The 17,836-nt window shown below is 49.1% G+C and carries 15 protein-coding genes; 4 read left to right on the top strand and 11 right to left on the bottom strand.

Annotated features, from left to right (window positions below; all coding sequences use genetic code 11):
• Positions 1–26: 26 nt before the first annotated feature.
• The 7 genes from LZ463_RS09765 to LZ463_RS09795 form a co-directional block, all read right to left on the bottom strand.
• The gene (locus tag LZ463_RS09765) at positions 27–425 is read right to left on the bottom strand and encodes a PRC-barrel domain-containing protein (RefSeq protein ID WP_241455435.1); all 399 of its coding nucleotides are present in this window, start codon (positions 423–425) and stop codon (positions 27–29) included.
• Positions 426–569: 144 nt separating this feature from the next.
• The gene (locus tag LZ463_RS09770) at positions 570–2,570 is read right to left on the bottom strand and encodes a patatin-like phospholipase family protein (RefSeq protein ID WP_241455436.1); all 2,001 of its coding nucleotides are present in this window, start codon (positions 2,568–2,570) and stop codon (positions 570–572) included.
• Between the two features lie 141 nt (positions 2,571–2,711).
• Entirely contained in the window at positions 2,712–3,062 is a 351-nt protein-coding gene (locus LZ463_RS09775; RefSeq protein ID WP_241455437.1) for a copper-binding protein, read from the bottom strand.
• Positions 3,063–3,082: 20 nt separating this feature from the next.
• The gene (locus LZ463_RS09780; protein WP_241455438.1) at positions 3,083–3,607 is read right to left on the bottom strand and encodes a cupredoxin domain-containing protein; all 525 of its coding nucleotides are present in this window, start codon (positions 3,605–3,607) and stop codon (positions 3,083–3,085) included.
• Positions 3,608–3,756: 149 nt separating this feature from the next.
• Positions 3,757–4,113 carry a hypothetical protein gene (locus tag LZ463_RS09785; protein ID WP_241455439.1) on the bottom strand — a complete coding sequence of 119 codons (357 nt, stop codon included), beginning with the start codon at positions 4,111–4,113 and terminating at the stop codon, positions 3,757–3,759.
• 49 nt (positions 4,114–4,162) lie between these two features.
• Positions 4,163–5,380 (bottom strand): alginate O-acetyltransferase AlgX-related protein, encoded by a 1,218-nt coding sequence (locus LZ463_RS09790; RefSeq protein WP_241455440.1) that lies wholly within the window; start codon positions 5,378–5,380, stop codon positions 4,163–4,165.
• 14 nt (positions 5,381–5,394) lie between these two features.
• The gene (locus LZ463_RS09795; RefSeq protein ID WP_241455441.1) at positions 5,395–6,804 is read right to left on the bottom strand and encodes an MBOAT family O-acyltransferase; all 1,410 of its coding nucleotides are present in this window, start codon (positions 6,802–6,804) and stop codon (positions 5,395–5,397) included.
• A gap of 475 nt (positions 6,805–7,279) precedes the next feature.
• On the opposite strand from LZ463_RS09795, the gene LZ463_RS09800 reads away from it, so the two are divergent.
• Positions 7,280–7,597 carry a metalloregulator ArsR/SmtB family transcription factor gene (locus LZ463_RS09800; protein WP_241455442.1) on the top strand — a complete coding sequence of 106 codons (318 nt, stop codon included), beginning with the start codon at positions 7,280–7,282 and terminating at the stop codon, positions 7,595–7,597.
• A 23-nt stretch (positions 7,598–7,620) separates the two neighbouring features.
• Here the strand turns inward: LZ463_RS09800 and LZ463_RS09805 are convergent, their stop codons facing one another.
• Both LZ463_RS09805 and LZ463_RS09810 read right to left on the bottom strand, forming a co-directional pair.
• Positions 7,621–8,289 (bottom strand): hypothetical protein, encoded by a 669-nt coding sequence (locus LZ463_RS09805; RefSeq protein WP_241455443.1) that lies wholly within the window; start codon positions 8,287–8,289, stop codon positions 7,621–7,623.
• A 247-nt stretch (positions 8,290–8,536) separates the two neighbouring features.
• The gene (locus LZ463_RS09810; RefSeq protein ID WP_241455444.1) at positions 8,537–8,809 is read right to left on the bottom strand and encodes a DUF2798 domain-containing protein; all 273 of its coding nucleotides are present in this window, start codon (positions 8,807–8,809) and stop codon (positions 8,537–8,539) included.
• Positions 8,810–9,095: 286 nt separating this feature from the next.
• Here LZ463_RS09810 and LZ463_RS09815 point away from each other — a divergent pair, with 286 nt between their 5' ends.
• Complete coding sequence (locus tag LZ463_RS09815; protein ID WP_489686101.1) at positions 9,096–10,376, top strand: NAD(P)/FAD-dependent oxidoreductase; 1,281 nt, start codon at positions 9,096–9,098, stop codon at positions 10,374–10,376.
• 44 nt (positions 10,377–10,420) lie between these two features.
• The gene (gene ftrA, locus LZ463_RS09820; RefSeq protein WP_241455446.1) at positions 10,421–11,386 is read left to right on the top strand and encodes a transcriptional regulator FtrA; all 966 of its coding nucleotides are present in this window, start codon (positions 10,421–10,423) and stop codon (positions 11,384–11,386) included.
• A 64-nt stretch (positions 11,387–11,450) separates the two neighbouring features.
• On the opposite strand, the gene LZ463_RS09825 is transcribed toward ftrA, so the two are convergent.
• Positions 11,451–13,085 carry an alpha-amylase family glycosyl hydrolase gene (locus LZ463_RS09825; RefSeq protein WP_241455447.1) on the bottom strand — a complete coding sequence of 545 codons (1,635 nt, stop codon included), beginning with the start codon at positions 13,083–13,085 and terminating at the stop codon, positions 11,451–11,453.
• A gap of 181 nt (positions 13,086–13,266) precedes the next feature.
• Positions 13,267–14,298 carry a glucokinase gene (locus LZ463_RS09830; protein ID WP_241455448.1) on the bottom strand — a complete coding sequence of 344 codons (1,032 nt, stop codon included), beginning with the start codon at positions 14,296–14,298 and terminating at the stop codon, positions 13,267–13,269.
• Between the two features lie 359 nt (positions 14,299–14,657).
• Between LZ463_RS09830 and LZ463_RS09835 the strand changes: the two genes are divergently transcribed.
• Positions 14,658–17,429, top strand: a complete 2,772-nt coding sequence (locus LZ463_RS09835) for an alpha-1,6-glucosidase domain-containing protein (RefSeq protein ID WP_241455449.1) — start codon at positions 14,658–14,660, stop codon at positions 17,427–17,429.
• Positions 17,430–17,836: the final 407 nt, after the last annotated feature.

A 17,836-nucleotide genomic window follows, 5' to 3' on the forward strand; every position in this document is an offset into this window, starting at 1 on the left:
AAACTTGATATGCAAGGGCAGAAATCCTAATCGGATTTGCTGTAATAGCCATGGACCGTATCCATCCAAAGCTGATCGGCCATATCTGGCCAGCACTCAGGGTCGAATCCCGGTGCATTCTCGAAATGTTTTTTGTCTATGTCCAGAATGAAACGTTTATTGACAGTGTCAAGGACCAGTGCTGACCATGGTATCGCAAACAGTTTTTCACCTATGCCAAGCAAACCACCATGCGACACCACGACATAGGTCACTTGACCGCTTGCCATATCAAGCATGATTTCTTTGATGGAACCCAGGTGCTCATTGTTTTCGTTATGAACGTGGTCGCCAATCAATGTACTGGCCCCCATTAGTTCAGGACCAGGTCCTTTGTGTTCAGTGATGACGCCGCCAGGATAAATATGTTGACTTTCATAGTCCATTTTATCTCTCCTCATCATGGAAATGAGGTTTCAGTATGCTCGCTTATCAAACAGGCTTCTGTTCGATAGCAGACATAAAATGGTCAAAAATTTCTCAAGCTTTATTTGTTAATCGAAGTAAAGTCAGATGTATCAACGATGGAGCTATTCGGCAGAAGATTTCAGCACAGGAATTTTCGCTTCATTCAGTACAGACTTCGTATCGTTTGACTTCGCCTCATGCAGGAATTTGATTTTCTCAGCATGACTGTATCGCTGGAATTTACTGCAATCTTCTTCAGGTTTATTTTCATATTTACCCGCACCAGCATCCCTGGCCAGCACAAGCGGGTTTTCATTTGACTGCCTTTTTTCTTTGATGATACCCACCCCGCGTTTCATCACATGGGTTTCATCACAGCTTGCCGATGCAAATTCGTAGAAGCTGTCCTCATGCCTGACACCTTTGGATAAAATATCCGAGAGGTGGTTGAGGCAGATGTTTTTAGGGTGATTCAACATGGACACAAAAACACGTATATCTTCGCGCTCGGTATCACTTAGACCGAAGGTTGTCGGTATCTCCTTGAGACGCTTGCGCAAATTACGCTGTTCGCATGCCAGCCGTGCATCGTTGACAGGCTTTACCTCGCAACGCATGTCGTCAACAGGCTCAGCTCCGATACATTGAACCCTGGTCTGTGAAGAAAACTCGGGGCTGTCAAAGTTTAAATGAACGAAATAGAGTTTCTGCTTGATCAGGCTATTGATTTCGCCCCAATCTGTTTCACCTTCATGGCAGACTTCATCAGGCAAACCATCCTTCAAGCACAATTCTTCATTGGCGGGCGGCACAAAGATGCGAGACTTGAATTCACCCAGAAGTCTGGCGCGATTTGCTGCAAATAATGCGTCAAAACTGGCCAGTACGCTTTTATGATCGAATACCAGACCTACAGGTGAGGTCGCACGCTTTTCACTGTCTTTATGAAAGCCCTGGTTGCCAAAGGCATCAACAGAAAGAACAACAATGTTGTCACAGTCTTTCAGCAGGCGATGTTCGTTTTCCAGCAACGCGCGCTTGACGCCCAATAAGGCCAGATTGTCGGCATTGCCACCGTCAATCAAATGCACAAATCTTGGCATTCCTATTTGCTTTTCACGCGGACTCAGGCGATAACGTGGAAAAGACACCGGCGAAAACACTCCCGGAAAGGCAGCAGAAGCAGAAACAGCACGCGCCAGGGATACGGAATCAAGATCATCACCTATCTTGACAAAGTCAGGCGTGGCAAAGATAAACAGCGATCCAAAAGCTTGCGGCGCATAGGAATTGTCACTCCCCACAGTGGCGTTTGCCGCCAGTATATACACTGGCGGGCGCTGTTTGTTCAGTGACTGGAAAGTAAGCGGTGCGCCAGTATTACCAAAAATCTGGGTCTCTATTGATTGTTGCAGCAAATCAGTTCTCGATAAATTCCAGAAAAAATAGGGCAATAAATTGACGGGCTTTACCAGGTCAGAAGCCATGGACCAGGCCAATTGCTTGGTCAGTGCCTTGTCCGTGAGTTCTTCTGACCAGACGGGTCGCGCAAGTGTGGTATTGAGTTGCACATTCCCCTGAACATTTGCGTCATCTAGCTTGTCATGCCCGTCTCTGCTCATGCCATACAGTGCGGCAGTAAGGCTACCGCCAGAAACGGAAAATATGCCATCTATGTGCGGAGTAATCTGCGCAGACCTGGCAAGATCGAGCTCATGTAAAACCCTGGCAGAAAAATAAGCTGCCCGACTACCGCCACCAGACAGGCTGACAAAGAAAGCAGTCTTCCTGGAATTTGCAGAACACAGTCCAGGGCCAACCAGGTAACCAAAATCAGCCGCATTCGCCTTGGACTCATCATTCAATAAATGCGCTGGCAGGGGTTGGGTTTCCGGGGAATAGATACCTTGCGGGATTTGATTCTGGATAGTCGTACAGGCAGATAATCCACAGAACAAAAACAGGTAAGTCAATAGCTGAACAAAACGATCTGTATGCAAATGAGTCATGGCAATAACAATCTTGAAGGCGTGTCTTTCCAGGCGCAAGACATTCGCTTTTCCATGATGTGCATCCAGGTTTTTCATGAAGCGAAAATTGGCAGGCAATAGTAAAGTCGCCACATTTTACCTTCTTGTTGCCACATGTGCTCAATTGCTACCACATAAAAACCTTGTTTTAAGAGCCCTATAGGTTTGCATTTCCAGTAATTTATTGCAGCCAGGGCCAAAAACCAGGCCCTGGCAAGTCTTGAAATATTGAGTTTATCGGCTCAGCTGTATCTCCATCACATAAATTGCACCATTGCGTTTTTCAGCCCTGAATTTTACTTTGTCACCGGGTTGCAGTTTTACCAGCATGGCCGGGTCGTTAACACGAAAAATCATGCTCATGCCTGGCATATCAAGGTTTTTGATAGGTCCATGTTTGAGGCCTATCTTGTTGGCTGCAGTATCAATCCTGGTTACTTCTGCTTCACTCATTTCCGCTGCGGAGTCGCTGTTGATAGCCGACGGGCCCTTATCCATCCCGGCAGATTGTAGCTCGCCAGCATGACTGGCTGGCAAACCGCAACAAACAAGCACTGTCAATATCAGATAATTCAAGATGTACATAGCTTGTCCTGGCCTTTTCATCATTGCTGAGGGCCTGAAGTAGCGTCAGCTTGTATTTCTTTACTGATCACGATATTTCCTTTCATACCGGCGTCGTAATGACCCGCTTGCAGGCAGGCGAATTCAAGTTTGCCTGCCTTGCTGAACTGCCAGATAACCTCCCCTGTCTGACCACCGGCCAGGGTGAGCATATTGGGCTCGCTGTGTTCCATTTCGGGATTTTTCATCATTAATGCATAATGCTCTTTCAATGCATGCTTGGTGCCCAAGACAAATTCATGCCTGAGTTTGCCTGAATTGGTGATGACAAAACGTATGGTTTCACCCTGCCTGACCTGTAGTTTGTCAGCTCCAAAGCGCATGTTGTCATTCATGTCGACGGCAACTGTACGATTGACGGAACTGGCAAGACCTGGCTTGCCGACAGCTGCATCGTTGTGTTCATGCGCCCCCGTATGCTGGCCGGACGCCTGGCTCTGTCCGGCTGCCAGCAGCCAGATCAGGCCAACAAAGGATATCTTGAATTGAGTCAACGTGATTTTCATGGAATTCTTTCTTTTTCAATAATCTGAGGCAGGCGATGCCATGCGTCAGGCGCGCAGTGTGTGAGTTCACAAACCTGCGGGCGCGACAATACCCATGGCAAAGCATGTATTAAATAAAATTCAGGAGAAATTAATCTGAATGGAAAGAATCAGAACCGCGGTGGTCGCTCGGGGCCGTCACTGATGTGACCGGTATAAGATGAAAAAAAGAGGTCGACCTTCTCTGAACCAGGACGCAGTAATTTGAATACAGGCGGTTCACTGACAATAATCGCACCGATACAGCAATCACCGCTGGATGGACAATGATCAAAAGATATTTTTATGGTTGCTGCATCATCTGTATGCGCTTGTAATACATGAAGATCCCTCTTACTTTGCTGCAACTGCACATGTGATGTTGAATGACGCTCGCCAATGCAGTAACGGGACGCAGCAATGGCCCCCTGCACGGGAATGGTCAGCATTAACATGCAAAGTAAAATCAATCGGGCCAGCTTTTTCATACAACGCATTATAACTGTTCCAGATTTTTTAATCTCTGAATTGATGGCTTCATTGACCAGCTTTCAGCAAGGGTCCTGCCTGTCTGTCAAAATAAGAAACAGCTGCGTCGTGGAAAACATACAAGACCTCATCGGGCGCATAATCATCAAACAGTATCTTCCTGAAAGCCTGGCGCTGTCCGGTACTCAGCTGGTTTAAGTCATTCATGGACACATGCCAGACTTCACCAAAGTATTCAGAAAAGAAGCCGGCAACACCGTGACCAAACGAATCTGATATCAGCAACAATCTGGGGCCTTTTTTTTGTTGATGCCTGTATCGGGTTGCATCGCCTATTTTATCCGCGATACCTTTGAACTCGGGAAAACAACCTGCACCTTCACAGGCATTGATGGCGGCACTGGCGTAGTCAGGGTCATTTGTGGGCACCATCAATGCCACACCAGGCAAAAATTGCTGGATATCGGACGGAACGTCGTGCAGTTTTCCCTTCAGTGTGATCAGTCGGCTGCGCTGCAGGTGGCTCTCTGCCACCAGCTGTGCTATGGGCTGCGGGCCATCGCCAGTCCAATGGAAAGTCAGTTTTGGGTATACTTGCCACCTGGACTTCAGTGCCTGCATCTCTACAAGCGGATAAATCACTTTGCCGGCAAAAACAGGCTGAGCCTGCATTACGGTAACGATGGCCGGTAAAGGAGGCGTATAAAAACTGCATTGCTGTTGCAACCAGGCAGGTAATTTATCTGCATAAACCACGGGTTTGGTCGGCACCAGCAACAAATGACTCTTGGGCTGCACCTGTAAGGCTAACTGCATAAAGTCACTGGCGGTCCTGACGATCTCTGCGCGGTTTTCTGCACTGACGTTCTTGCCGCATAAAAAATTGACCATGCTGAGTGGCGCACTGGCTGCATGAGAATTAAAGAAAATATACCCGTCTTTACCGGCTGTCAGTTGCACGGCATTGATGTCACCCAGCAGGTGATAGCGCAGTTTGTTATTCCATGCCACCATCATCGACCTGAGACCAAAATGATCATTCAGAAACGCATCTGCCTGTGCGGGGAATTTCAACAATTGCGGTATGTCCAGTGGCAAGCCAGGTCGCGTTGCCAGCACCCGGTTTTCCGCCGTTTCTCCCTGCATTTTCCCACTTAAATGTAATACTGCAGGGGTCATTAACATCAGCAAAAAGACGGCAATGAAGCCGAGACGAGCAAATGGCAGGACCGGATTTTTCACAGGTAAAGAGCTGGAATCACGCATACAGGTATCCCATCTCAGAAACGAAAATAAATAAAGGGATTGTAGGCCCCCGTTGCCAGGCTGATCGCAGACAGGGCAAACAACGCCAGACTGAGAGCCGGGGTCAGGAATCTCACTTTCAGCCCTGGTCTGGTGAACAATTTGAACACGCGGGTTGATGCCAGGGTACCCGCAAGCAAAGCAAATGCCACGGTGCCATTCATAAAACTCATTACCGGTGCAGCCGGGTTATCAATGGGCATGCCGCCAGCCATGGCAAGCATATAGTGCAGGGCCTGGGCAAAACTGTCACAACGGAAAAGAACCCAACCCAGCATGACGACGATAATCAGGTAGGTGTGCTGCAGGACTCGCGGCAAAGTTTTCAACATTTTTTGCAAGCCCAGGCGTTCAAGTACCAGAAATGCACCATGATACAAACCCCAGATGACAAAGGTCCAATTGGCGCCATGCCACAAGCCGCATAAAAAGAAAACCAGAAACAGATTACGGTAAGTGATGAGACTTGAACGGCGATTGCCGCCCAGGGGTATGTAGAGATAATCTCTGAACCAACGCGACAGGCTCAAGTGCCAGCGCTGCCAGAACTCAGTTACTGTCAGTGCGATATAGGGATAGTTGAAATTGCGCGGAAAAGTGAAGCCAGTCATGAGGCCCAGGCCGATCGCCATGTTGGAGTATCCGAAAAAATCAAAATAAATCTGCAAGGTGTAGCAACTGATCCCCAGCCACGCAGTAGCAAGACCAAGCGCCTCTGGTACAAGCGTAAATATCTGGTCAGCTGGCAGTGCAACGCTGTTGGCAATCAAGACTTTTTGTGCCAGGCCAAGGACGAATATCTTGATGCCAAGTTCAACGCGACGCAGCGTATGATGGCGCTGGTGCAGCTGCCGGGCAATAGTAGAGAAACGAATGATAGGACCGGCGATCAGTTGCGGGAACATGGTGATGTACATGGCCAGGGCGAGCAGATTCTTTTCATGTGCAGTTTTTTTGCGATAAACATCGATCAGGTAAGAGATGGCATGAAATGAAAAGAAAGATATCCCCAAAGGCAGAGTGACTGCATCTGGCCTGGTCATCGGCACTCCCAGGCTGGCAAGCATGTCAACCACGCTTGCCAGTGCAAAGTTGAAGTACTTAAAGTAAGCCAACAGGGCCAGGTTGAAAATAATACCTGCTGCAAATGCAGTTTTGCCAGCGCCACCTTTTCCCTGCGACCATCCGATAGCCAGACCACAGAGGTAATTGAGCAATATGGATATCAGCAACAAAGGCAGGTTTTTGGGCTCCCCCCAGGCATAAAAGATCAGGCTGGCGAGCAACAAGACGACATTACGGTAATATCGTCCTGGCAAGGCAAAATACAAAACCAGAAAAACCGGCAGGAAATAGAATAAAAAGGTGACGGTACTAAAAACCATGTCTGGTACTTCCTGGTGGCAGCGCCGACAAAATATCGGGGTAGCGCGGGATTTTAATGCCAGTGTGGATAAAAAAAAAGCAGAAAATGAGCCTGGCATTAGCAAGGGTTCCCGGGCATGCAAGCATGAAGGAACGCTGTTCTCTATATCTGTCAATTCACGATTTTCTGGTCGATCGCATATTCCCTGAAAACCACGCCCGTGGCTCCAGCGATACCTGCGGCGGGCTACTCAGTTATAGACCTGTTCACTGATGAAGTTGAGGCGCAAGATCAGGCAGCCCAGCCCCACGTTTGCGACCATAAGAGGGTCGTCAGCTTTTCGTTTATCAATATGTCACCCTGAACATTGTAGAAATGAAAACGTTTTAGCACAGTCTCATTAAAATTTAATTAACCAAATGCCTAATTAACTAATTAAAATACGCCTGCCCACAAAAATGCTATGATGTAGCGTTGCTCTACATTGACCAATTATGGAAAAAGTCTTTGAAGCCCTGGCCTCTACCCCGCGCAGGAAAATTCTTGCTTATTTGTCAGAGGCAGAATTGTCTGCGGGCGAAATCGCTGCGCGCTTTGAAATGACCAAGCCATCCCTGTCCAAGCATCTACGCATACTGGAGTCAGCAGGCCTGATCACCAGCGACAAGCGCGGGCAATTTGTTTTCTATCGCCTGCAGAGCGACAATCTGGCAAACACACTGGTGACCTTCATGCAGGGAGTGTGCCCTGTTTCCCAAACCCTCAAAAAAGAGAGCAAGGCTTTGGCAAACAAGAAACTGAATGAGAAATAGTCCAGACTGTTCGAAAAAATTTCTTACCCTTCTGATATCAGTAACTCTGTAAAATTATTTTTGTCGGCAACTCCCCCCTTGGCAATCGTCTGTGATAAAGCGTCTGGCTGGTCATGATGAATACCGGAATTATTGACAAACATTTTCTTGATCAGGTAGGACATGCGATTTTTCTGGAAATCATTGTACAAACCTAACAGGGCCTCTACGCCTGCTTGCTGAGCAAGCAGCTCCTGTTCAATCGCAGGTGAAATCCAGTCTACCCACCAGGCAATGTTTGCACCTGTCTCAAGATCAAGGGCTCCCAGTATTTTTCCGTTACCGGTCACTTCACATGCCAGGGCGTGACTGAAATCTTCTGTATAGAATTTTTTCAGTGTCCCCAAACCAAAGTCCAGCAGGTATTGATCTTCCACTATGCAAACGGCATGCCCCTCACGTTGTCTGTCATGAGCAAAGCCTTTGTAGCCAATATAAAAAACGCTATTGTTTTGTTTGATGGCTGCGTAACAGCCTTGCACCCTGGCGCTATAACCTTTTTCTGCCAGCACTTCTGTCAGCAAGGCCGACATCGCAAAGCAGGAACTGCCATATTGTCTGAAGAAATCAAGGATTTCAAAATCATCGGCAATCTGCCTCAGATCATGAGCCAGTTTACGGTCTTTTACTACCTGAAGAAATGCGGTGTTCATTATTACTCAAGGGACAGGATATCAGGCTAAAGCACTTAATAAGCTATCAATTTATTTACAATAAGCAATAATATAAAATATATAATTAAATGTAAGTGATAAATAGTAAATACTTGTAAGCAGATGTTTCGCTCTATGCCTTTGACTTTGCCGCAGCCAGCAGGTTGACGGCGATCAGGAAAGTGACGGCAAAACAGCTGTCCATGATCATCACGGACAGCTGTCAAAGTTGACGCAAAGCCAGTGTTTAACGCGGCATATCCACCAGCATGGCCGTCATACGTCGGACCAGTGGCAATACCAGCAACAAAGTCGGAAATGCTACTACCCACGACAAAGCCCAGGAACCCATCCAGATAGACAGGAAATGATCAACCAGGCCCACACTGCGCAAGGTACTGATCATTGAAACGATAAAGGTCATCAGTATCGATAACAGAAAGGGCATGACCAATGCAGCATAACGTGCAGGCAATTTACGCATTTGGTAGGCAGGGGAAGAATTGTTTTGAGTTTTCATAAAGTGGTCTCATAAGCCGCAGGTCAAATAAAGGCGCCTGTCTTGCAGGTATAGAGTGACCGACACGTCATACGCGCAGACATCTGGCTCCGGAAAAACCGGCGGCAGGTGGCGCGTTGCTTGACGTAAACGCTTACGACAACTTTTTGGAAATTGCATGCATAGTTTAATTGCCAACAGAACAAATGTAAACAGTGCATGCAAAATTTGCCAGCCACAACAGACTTGCCACACTTGTCATCTTGCATGTAACTTGGCGGCTTTCTTGCATTTGAACGATGACACCATGCTCCTGAAAGAAAACCTGAGCCGCACTTTTTACCAGGCCACAGCCAACAATGCAGTCTGCCCCAGTCTGCATGAAACTCTTGATTGCGAAGTATGCATCATAGGCGGAGGCTTTGCCGGCCTGGCAACCGCTCTGGGCTTGCTGGAACGCGGTGTGAAAAACATCGTCTTGCTGGAAGCAGAACAGATAGGTCATGGCGCATCAGGTCGCAATGGTGGTTTCGTATTTGGCGGCTTCAGTCTCGACAATGCCGAACTGTTACGACAACTCGGACGGGAACCTGCACGCCGCCTGTATCAATTGACACTCGATGGTGTTGACCTGATACGCAAGCGCATCAGACAGTACAGTATCGATTGTGATATCAATGAAAGCGGCGTCTTGCTGGCCAACTGGTTTGATGATGAAAAAGCGCTGATCAGGCAAAGAGAATTCATGCTACGCGAATTTGCCGTGGACTGGTCCCTGTGGTCACGTGAACAGACCCGTGCGAGCCTGCAAACCGATCGCTACTCGGGTGCGCTGCATGAAAAAAACGCCTTTCATTTTCACCCGCTCAAATATGCTCAGGGTCTGGCCAGGACGCTCAGTGATAGTGACGTAAAAGTGTTTGAGCAAAGCCGTGTTACATCAATAGATAACAACGCTGCCGACAAACAGGTAAGAACCAGTAATGGCCTGGTCAAAGCCAGGCATGTCGTTGTCTGTTGCGGCGGTTATATAGAAAAACTCTACCCGCAACTGGCCGCTTCTGTCTTGCCGATTGCCACCTATGTCATGGCGACAGAAAAACTTGGTGAACAGCTGCAGACAGCGATGAAGACTGGTGCCGCCGTGTATGACACCCGTTTTGCATTCGACTATTACCGCCCCCTGGCCGACAGCCGCCTGCTGTGGGGTGGGCGTATCTCCATACAGGAAAAACAACCGGAGCAAGTGGCCTCCCTTTTATACAGGGACATGCTGAAAGTCTATCCGCAATTGGCCGGTACCAGGGTTGAATATGCCTGGAGCGGCCTGATGAGCTACGCCCGGCACAAGATGCCACAGATCGGCTGTCTGCCAAACGGTATCTGGTACGCCATGGGCTTTGGCGGGCATGGCGTTGCGCCGACTACCCTGGCAGGTGAGCTGGTGGCGCAGGCAATCGCGCATGGCAAAACCTTGCTGACAGGCCTTGATCAGTATGGCCTGCCGCCAGTCTTTGGCAAGCTCGGCCTGATGGCTGCCCAATGCGCCTATTGGTATTATGAGTTGCGCGACTGGATGCGAGAATGAGGCGAAACCATGTCTTGATATCAAATATGCGTTAAGATCAAGCCATGAAACCACATCTCGTTGTCGCTCTTGCCTATGATCAATTGTGCACCTTTGAATTTGGTTGCACGATAGAGTTGTTCGCCCTGCATCGCCCAGAACTTGAAGTAGACTGGTACCAGTTTATTGCCTGCAGCCTGGAGCCTGGTAAATTGCGTGCTGCCGGTGGCATTACCGTTGAAATAGAATATGGCCTGGATATGCTGGACCATGCAGATACCATCATCTTCCCCGGTTGGCGCAATGCAGATGAAATGCCACCAGTTGTCCTGCTGGAAAAAATTCGTGCAGCCTATGCACGCGGAGCCCGCATCTGCACGATCTGCTCTGGCGTGTTCATCCTGGCGGCTGCGGGCATACTCGATGGCAAGACTGTGACGACACATTGGCGTTATGCCGAGAAATTGCTCAAGCTTTATCCGTCAATACAATTGCAAACCAATGCCCTGTATGTGGACCAGGGGCAGATCATGACCTCAGCCGGCTCGGCAGCAGGACTCGATATGATGCTGCACCTGGTACGTAAAGACTATGGCGCAAAAATCGCCAATCTGGTGGCGCAAAGACTGGTGGTGCCACCTCACCGCGAAGGCGGGCAGGCGCAGTTCGTGCCCCGCCCCATGGCCAGCGACGAACATGCGCGCCTGGCCAAATTGATGGACTGGATAAGAAGTAACCCTGCCCTGCCGCACACACTGACATCCATGGCAGAAAGAGCAGCAATGAGCACACGTACATTGCAGAGGCATTTCAAGGAATCGACCGGTATGGCTCCCGGTGAATGGCTGATACGTGAACGGGTTGCCGTAGCCAAGGAACTGCTGGAATCCCCGCACATCAGCCTGACGCAAGTCGCCGGCATGGCGGGCTTTGGTTCTGAAGAATCACTCCGCCGTCACTTTCGCCGTATCGTTGAAAACAGCCCTGGAAATTATCGCAAGCAGTTCTCGGATGAAACCGCAGTTGCTTAGGCACAAAAAAAGGGCTTCACGAAAATCGTAAAGCCCTGTCAAGCGCGTCGCAATCGTACAGGCATCAGGCAGGCAGTTCTCCAAACCAGGCGCCATAGGCTGGTAATTCCACGCTATTGCCATTCAACTGTCCGGGCAAACCTGCATCAGTCATGGTGCGCGCTTTGCCGGCATCGGGCCAGGTAAATGAAACAGGCTGATCACCAAGATTGAAAACTGCCAATATGCAGGTACTGCCAGCCAGGTCACGGCGTATTGCCAGCACCGGTTCGGGTGCATCAAAGAAACTGATTTCACCCCTGCTGAGCTGCGGGTATTTTTTTCGCCACGCCAGGATGTGACGTGCAAAATTGAGTACGGAACCGGCATCTGCATCTTGCACAGAAACCGCATGCGCTGCATGCTCAACCGATACCGGCAACCATGGTTTGCCTGCACTAAAACCGGCATTAGGCTGATCTGCATGCCATGGCATGGGGGTGCGGCAGCCGTCACGGCCCTTGAACTCTGGCCAGAAGGTGATGCCGTAAGGGTCTTGTATATCTTCATAGGCGATGTCGGCTTCTGTCAATGCCAGTTCATCCCCTTGATACAGGCAGGGTGTGCCTTTCAGGGCCATTTGCATGGCCAGCAGCATTTTGGCAAATGCCGGTGTCGCCTGCTGACCGCCCCAGCGCGTCATGACACGTACTGAGTCATGATTACCAACCGACCAGGACACCCAGCCGCCTTTGACCCGTGCTTCATATTCTTCAACTTGCTGACGGATGTAAGCAGCAGAGTAAGTCGCCGTCAGCAAGTTGAAACTGTAAGCCATCTGCAATTTATTGCCATCGGCAGTGTAGTCAGCCATGACAGCAAGCGAATCATCGGCACCGACCTCACCTATCGCAATGGCATCATATTCATTCAACAGGTGACGGATTTTTTCCAGAAAGGCCAGGTTCTCAGGTTGGGTCTTGTCATGGATGTGCGCCTGCATGCCATAGGGATTATTGTCCTGCACGGTTTTATTGTCGCGTACCTGGCTGGGTGGATTATCACGCAGTTGCCGGTCATGAAAATGAAAATTGCAGGCATCCAGACGGAAACCATCAACACCACGCTCCAGCCAGAAGCGCATATTGTCCAGGTGCGCCTGCTGTACCTCGGGGTGGTGAAAATTCAGGTCCGGCTGACTGACCAGGAAGTTATGCAGGTAGTACTGACGTCGCCGCGCATCCCATTGCCAGGCAGAACCACCAAATACCGACAGCCAGTTATTCGGTGGTGAACCATCTGCCTTGGGATTGGCCCAGACATACCAGTCTGCCTTGGGATTATCACGACTCTTGCGACTTTCCAGAAACCAGGGGTGGACTTCAGAACAATGTGACAAGACCTGATCTATCATGATCTTCAAGCCAAGTTCATGTGCACGACTGAGCAGTGCATCAAAATCGGCCAGGGTGCCAAAGATGGGATCGACATCACAATAGTCCGCCACATCGTACCCAAAATCTTTCATTGGCGATGTAAAGAACGGGGATATCCAGACAATGTCCACGCCAAGGCTGGCGATGTAATCAAGCCTGGATTTAATACCAGGCAAATCACCGATGCCATCACCATTGCTGTCAAAAAAACTGCGCGGATAAACCTGGTAAATCACGGCATCACGCCACCAGTCATTCGCTTGCACTGTCAAAGAATTATTCATGTATATGGGTTTGACTATTAATCTGAAAATCAAGATCTCTCAACACAGGGATACAGAGAAAGCACCGGAAAAAATTCATTCAACAAGAAAAGACCTGTCCTTCATGTTCTTAATTGGATCGTCTCTTTGCTTTTTCCTGTGTCCCTTTGTCTCTGTGCCTCTGTAGTTAATGCTCTTCAATTCAAACATCGGCACTTTCCGACAAGGACAGACGCTCATTCAAAATCGCCGACACACCCAAAAATGCCGGGTACTCGGCCGTGATCAGGAATGTCGGTATCTGCGCCAGATAATCAGCAAAACGCCCTTTGGCTTCAAAACGCTGACGGAATGTTGACTGCGCAAAAAATTCGCCCAGGCGTGGAACGATGCCACCGCCTATATATACGCCACCGGTAGCCCCCAGGGTCATGGCCAGGTTACCTGCTATGCTGCCCAGCATGCCACAAAAACTGTCAACAGTGAGGGTGCAGATGGCACAACTGCCGTCAAGGGCGCGGCGAGTGATATCAGCCGCGCTCATGAATTCCGTGTCACCGGCATCCTTCAACTGATGAAGGACGCGATACATCAATTCCAGCCCCATGCCAGAGATCAGCCGTTCTGCCGAAACATGCGGGTATTCTTTCCATACCTGACGCAGGATATCCACTTCCAGTTCATTCCCAGGGGAAAAACTGACATGCCCACCCTCGCTGCACAGAGCAACCCAATGCTCGCCAGCAGGGATGATGCCAGACACACCAAGGCCAGTGCCCGGGCCGATGATGCCTATCGCCCTTTGCGCCTGCGCCCTGCCGCCACCTATCTGTACGCGCTCATGTTCACCAAGATGTGGCAGGGACATGGCAAGCGCGGTAAAGTCATTCACCACCACCAGCTCATCAAAACCACATACCAGCCGCAATGCTTCTATGGAAAAAGTCCAGTGATGATTGGTCATGCGTACGACATCACCATCGACAGGATTGGCTATCGCAATAGCGGCATACCTGACTGCCGCCTGCCCCCCCACCATGGCTAACACTTCCGGACTGGCCAGATAGGCGCCAATGGCAGATTGCAGGTCAGCATAAGCGTTGCAGGGCAGCACCGTAATAGCAACAAAATCGTGATTGCCCATTTCCAAAGCGAAACGGGCATTGGTGCCACCGATATCAGCCAACAAACGCAGACTTGTCTGGCCAGGATTCTTTGAATTTTTTGTCAACATCTGAACATTCATGTTTTTTGCCTGAGCAGTGGCCAGATGATCAAATCAGCCACACAGAAATTTATGTAACAATACTACATATATCAAAGAACCATGTCTAACAAATTGTCGATTATTAGGTTAAAATTTCCGAAAATGTTGGCTCAAGCCACAATAAATCAGTAAAATCAATGCAAAAGAAGCATTTTTATTATGTAGTCACACTACTTTTAATGTAACTACATGAACAACTGCCCCCAAATTTGCATCAAATTTTGCTCAAGGAGACTCTTTTGACTTTTTGGCCATTACTGCAGGAAAGTTTGCGCGCAGTCTGTCGATGCACATCAGACTTGCGAACCTGTGGCGCAAGACTTGTCATGACACCAATAGTGTTGCTGCTTGCTGGTTACAGCAGCCAGACAGCTTTCGCGCTCAATAACAACAAATCTGGAAATGAGCTGACCGCTTGCAACAGCCCTCAATATCAAACCATATTGAGTCCGGCCACATTGAACAGCAATGAAGCTCGTGCCTACTGGCTATCAGGGAAGTTGATACGTTGGCCACAGGTACCAGCAGCACATGTTATCAAGCTATACAGCTCGAGACCGGCACAACTGATATTGGCAAAAGGCAGTAAGGTAGCAAGTTATGAGCAGGTTTTCGTCTTGAGACCATCTCAGCAGCCGCTTGACTCGGCATTGAAACGGCGCTTTGCCTATACAAACGCAGGACAGGGTACAGAAAATGATTATGAGTTGGTCGCAGATATGCAGCAACTCAAAAGTATCCAGCAAACTCAGGTCATGCTGGTCGCAGAAGATGTTGAAGGCACAGTTCTTGACTACACAGGCCTGCAAATTGCCGGGGCACTTGATGACTTATATAAGGCAGCGAGCAGTCTCGATGATTTCGGCGTTCGAATAAACAAGACAGAAAACAGTAAACGGCTTCACACCGGATTCAGGTTATGGGCGCCAACTGCTCAGCGCCTTGCAATTTGCATTTACCCCAATGGCAAAGACAAGGCAGGTGCAGTACTGCCGATGCTGCTTGATGGCAGCACAGGTATCTGGCATGCCGACAGCACAGTGAACCTGTCTGGCAAGTATTACACTTACCTGGCCGATGTTATCGTGCCAGGCATGGGTCTGATACGCAATCGCGTTACCGACCCCTATTCCATCAGCCTGACCACCGATTCAAAGCGCAGCTACATCGCCGACCTGTCATCTGATCATTTGAAACCGCCGGGCTGGAACCAGCAGACGATCAGCAGCAAGGTCAGCAACCAGACCGATATGCAAGTCTATGAATTGCATGTACGAGACTTTTCCATCAATGACGCCAGCGTCAGGCCAGCATTTCGTGGCAAATACCTGGCCTTTACAGAAGCAAAATCACATGGCATGCAACACTTGCACGCGCTCAGTGCAGCAGGTTTGACAGACATCCATTTGCTGCCGGTATTTGACTTTGCCACCGTACCGGAAACCGGTTGTCAGACGCCAAAAATCAAGGGCGAACCGGCAGGCAGCCAACAACAAAAGCTGGCAACACAGTATGCTGACAAGGATTGCTACAACTGGGGTTACGAGCCCTATCACTTTAACGCCCCCGAAGGCAGCTATGCAACAAATGCCAGCGACGGTGCACAACGCATCATAGAATTCCGCAAGATGGTGCTGGCACTGCATAGCGCAGGTTTGCGAGTGGGCATGGATGTAGTCTACAACCACACTGCCGGCGCCGGACAGAACCTGTATTCAGTACTGGACCGCATCGTGCCCGGTTATTACCAACGCCTCAACCACTTGGGCCAGATAGAGCGCTCAAGCTGTTGTGATAACACAGCAACAGAAAACCTCATGATGGCCAAGCTGATGAGTGATTCTGTCATCTTGTGGAGCAAGCACTACAAGATTGACTCCTTTCGCTTTGATCTGATGGGTCATCAGCCACGTCAGGTCATGGAAGACATGCAGGCAAGGCTATTGAAAGAAACAGGCCGGCAAATACAATTCATTGGCGAAGGCTGGAATTTTGGCGAAATCGCCGATGGCAAACGCTTCGTGCAAGCCTCGCAGCTCTCGCTCAATGGTAGCAACATAGGTACATTCAGCGACCGTGCCCGCGATGCCCTGCGTGGTGGTGGCCATGGCGATACAGGTGACAGCATCGTCAGGAACCAGGGCTATGTCAATGGGTTGATCTACAATCCCAATGCCCTGGCAGACAAAAATAAATCACCTGCAGAATTATTGCGCGCCGCCGATCTGGTCAGGCTGGGACTGGCCGGCACTTTGCGCAATTACCGCATGCAAACTGCTGACGGCCAGCAACAACGCTTGCAGGATATGGACTACAACGGTCAGATCGGTGCTTACGCCAGCCAGCCTGGCGAAGTTGTCAATTATGTGGAAAATCACGACAACCAGACCCTGTTCGATATCAACGCCTATCGCCTGCCCGCAGATACCAGCAGTGCAAACAGGGCACGCATACAGGCCCTGGCACTGGCTACCACCGCGTTCAGTCAAGGTGTGGCTTATTATCACGCCGGTGTTGACATCCTGCGCTCCAAATCCATGGATGGTAATAGTTTTAATTCTGGCGACTGGTTCAATCGACTGGACTGGACATATCAGGACAATTACTTTGGCACAGGTTTGCCGCCAGAAAAAGACAACATACAGTTCTACCCCTACATCAAGCCCCTGCTGAACAATCCTGACATCAAACCTCGACCGGAAGACATTGCCTTTTGCCGCGATCAATTCCGCGATTTACTGACCATCAGGGCAAGCTCAAGCCTGTTCCGCTTACCTACGGCGGACGAAGTCGAACGAAGACTGCATTTTTACAATACCGGCCCAAAACAGAATCCGCTCGTTATTGCAGCCCGTCTTGACGGTAAGAAATGGGCGAATGCGGGCTTCAAGACTATTGCATACTTTATCAATGTCAGTCAGCAAACCCAGACGCTTGATATTGCGGAAGAAAGTCAACACGACTATGTACTGCATCCAGTTCATCTGCAGGCAAAGGCAGCAGATAAACGTGTAGCAGCACAGGCAGGTTATCAACGGAGCAGCGGCAAGTTCACGATTCCGGCGCTCAGTGCAGTGGTCTTTGTGGAAAAGGAATGAGAATAAAATCGCTCAACCCGATACTCTTTTGGTGCAAAACGATCAATTACTATTGATTTTGGTGCATGCTTTTTTTCACAGTCAGGCTTAGCAAATCAAAAATGAGGGATGGTTCAAATTTTGCTAAGCGTCTTTCATACTTTGACTTTCATACTTTGAATAAACGGCTTGAGTCATCAGTGTGAACGAATTGAGCGAAGCAAAGTGTGGAGTGCAAATCTGGCAATGTAATGTCCATTAGCATAAGTGCCAGACGAAACAGCAAATGGGTCGGCAAATTAGACAAACCAGAGGTTCATTTGCTTGCTACAAAAAATATGAAAAGTTTTCAGGCGAGAAACGTAAATTTTTCATCAACAGCGGTTATTATTACCGCCTTCATATTCTAAGATCGAGGAGACAAGCGA

This window comes from Undibacterium paludis (assembly GCF_022568815.1).
In the GTDB taxonomy this organism is placed as follows: Bacteria; Pseudomonadota; Gammaproteobacteria; order Burkholderiales; family Burkholderiaceae_D; genus Undibacterium.

Bases quoted from the DNA above. Each gene is read 5' to 3' on its own strand.
- LZ463_RS09810 (WP_241455444.1), bottom strand. From the start codon at position 8,809: ATGAAAACTCAAAACAATTCTTCCCCTGCCTACCAAATGCGTAAATTG.
- LZ463_RS09765 (WP_241455435.1), bottom strand. From the start codon at position 425: ATGGACTATGAAAGTCAACATATTTATCCTGGCGGCGTCATCACTGAA.
- LZ463_RS09835 (WP_241455449.1), top strand. From the start codon at position 14,658: ATGACACCAATAGTGTTGCTGCTTGCTGGTTACAGCAGCCAGACAGCT.
- LZ463_RS09805 (WP_241455443.1), bottom strand. From the start codon at position 8,289: ATGAACACCGCATTTCTTCAGGTAGTAAAAGACCGTAAACTGGCTCAT.
- LZ463_RS09775 (WP_241455437.1), bottom strand. From the start codon at position 3,062: ATGTACATCTTGAATTATCTGATATTGACAGTGCTTGTTTGTTGCGGT.
- LZ463_RS09815 (WP_489686101.1), top strand. From the start codon at position 9,096: ATGCTCCTGAAAGAAAACCTGAGCCGCACTTTTTACCAGGCCACAGCC.
- LZ463_RS09795 (WP_241455441.1), bottom strand. From the start codon at position 6,804: ATGGTTTTTAGTACCGTCACCTTTTTATTCTATTTCCTGCCGGTTTTT.
- LZ463_RS09800 (WP_241455442.1), top strand. From the start codon at position 7,280: ATGGAAAAAGTCTTTGAAGCCCTGGCCTCTACCCCGCGCAGGAAAATT.
- LZ463_RS09790 (WP_241455440.1), bottom strand. From the start codon at position 5,380: ATGCGTGATTCCAGCTCTTTACCTGTGAAAAATCCGGTCCTGCCATTT.
- LZ463_RS09785 (WP_241455439.1), bottom strand. From the start codon at position 4,113: ATGAAAAAGCTGGCCCGATTGATTTTACTTTGCATGTTAATGCTGACC.
- LZ463_RS09825 (WP_241455447.1), bottom strand. From the start codon at position 13,085: ATGAATAATTCTTTGACAGTGCAAGCGAATGACTGGTGGCGTGATGCC.
- LZ463_RS09780 (WP_241455438.1), bottom strand. From the start codon at position 3,607: ATGAAAATCACGTTGACTCAATTCAAGATATCCTTTGTTGGCCTGATC.
- ftrA (WP_241455446.1), top strand. From the start codon at position 10,421: ATGAAACCACATCTCGTTGTCGCTCTTGCCTATGATCAATTGTGCACC.
- LZ463_RS09830 (WP_241455448.1), bottom strand. From the start codon at position 14,298: ATGTTGACAAAAAATTCAAAGAATCCTGGCCAGACAAGTCTGCGTTTG.